The following is a 1,009-nucleotide window of genomic DNA, read 5'->3' as shown; positions in this document are numbered from 1 at the left end:
TTTGGCTTTCGGTTTGCGGGGCATATTGACTCCTTGGCGTCATGATATGCCTCGAACACGAAATTAATGACAGGCCCGCTCTGGCAGACGCTGCTGCAATCCCATTTGCAACATCATGTGCTACAAAGCTGCTATGCGAACGGCCTGCCGTACGGCACCGACGGTGCGGTTCACACCGATTCGCTTGCAGCGGGCGCCTGCACGGCCGTCTATTACCCGCACGAGCACTGGGATCCCGACTGGGGTGGAGAGACGATCCTGTTTCAGAAGGACAAAACCGACATCCTCGCCGCGATCTATCCGAAACCTAATCGCCTGCTGATTTTCCCGGGTTTCGTCTATCACGTCGCACGCGGTGTATCGCGTATCTGCCCGACCATGCGCATCACCCTGATGTTCAAGACGCGAATAGATTACTGATGTCTTCGACCCAGAGCCTGTCAGTAATTTCGTGTTTAAGGCATAACCTGCACTCAAGGAGAGTCTATGCCTCGCAAACCGAAAGCCCAGCCGGCAGACCTGGCGGCCATTCCCGCCGAGCTGCTCGAGCAGTTCGGCAATGGCCCGATGATGGCCGACGCTATCAATGCAGCCACGCTGGCGTTCAAGAAGGCGCTGATCGAGCGAGCGCTGGGCGGCGAGATGAACCACCATCGAGAGCGTGCAAAACTTGGGGAGGCACCCGNCAAGGTTGGCCGACAGCGATACGGTCACTGCCGGTGAGAGAGTTCTGGCTGTGATTGAGCGCCCTGATTGCAGTCTCGCCCAGTTGGGCCTGAGTCTTGCCGAGGGGCGCTCGCTGCTGGCCAGAGCGCAGGCAAAGCTGATTTCGAATCAGGTGGAGAGGTGGCTGTCGGGCCAGACCCATTGTCAACGCTGCGGCACGTACATGACCACAACCTTGGACTGATCACCGTCATCGGAAATGACACAAAATGCAACCCGGACCGATGTCGTTGCTTGTGTGGCGCGGGTTTCAAGCTCGTGACGGGGTTCCATGTTTGGTTCG

At 57.9% G+C, this 1,009-nt stretch carries 2 pseudogenes; both read left to right on the top strand.

Annotated elements, in window-relative coordinates:
- Window positions 1-111: 111 nt before the first annotated feature.
- Window positions 112-420 (top strand): annotated as a pseudogene (locus tag RZR99_RS32880) (2OG-Fe(II) oxygenase); the annotation flags it as partial.
- Between the two features lie 66 nt (window positions 421-486).
- Window positions 487-711, top strand: a pseudogene (locus tag RZR99_RS32875) (IS256 family transposase); the annotation flags it as partial.
- Between the last annotated feature and the right edge of the window lie 298 nt (window positions 712-1,009).

The sequence above is a fragment of the Burkholderia alba genome, from assembly GCF_034721475.1.
In the GTDB taxonomy this organism is placed as follows: domain Bacteria; phylum Pseudomonadota; class Gammaproteobacteria; order Burkholderiales; family Burkholderiaceae; genus Burkholderia; species Burkholderia alba.
Note: the sequence above shows the minus strand (reverse complement) of the source record. Positions and strands in the feature narration are given on the sequence as shown.